Source organism: Mesorhizobium sp. M8A.F.Ca.ET.202.01.1.1 (genome assembly GCF_004791595.1).
In the GTDB taxonomy this organism is placed as follows: domain Bacteria; phylum Pseudomonadota; class Alphaproteobacteria; order Rhizobiales; family Rhizobiaceae; genus Mesorhizobium.
In genome coordinates this window covers 1-258 of record NZ_SRUN01000361.1, presented here as the reverse complement: position 1 = coordinate 258, position 258 = coordinate 1, and the positions used below count along the sequence as shown (strand labels likewise).

Annotated in this window: 1 protein-coding gene; it reads right to left on the bottom strand. The window is 65.1% G+C overall.

Going from position 1 to position 258, the window contains the following annotated elements; translation table 11 throughout:
* Positions 1–258 (bottom strand): hypothetical protein (locus EN845_RS35835; RefSeq protein WP_167531606.1); only part of this gene is annotated, 258 nt, incomplete at both ends.

Sequence of the window (258 nt, the reverse complement as noted above, 5' to 3'; positions counted from 1 at the left end):
CGCCGTCGGCACCCTTGGTGTCGGCGCCGGCCGCATTGCCGTCGCTGCCGACGCCGGTAATCACGTTGCCGCTCGCCGTGCCGCCTTCCGTGACACTGTCCGTGTCGGCAACCGCCGTCGGCACGTCATCTGTAACATTGACCTGAACCGTCGCGCTCGCCTGGTCTCCGTCCGAATCGGTAGCGACCACATTGATGCCGGTCAGGTTGATGACATTCTGTCCACCCGCGTCGGGATGCGGGAAATTGTCGAGCAGCG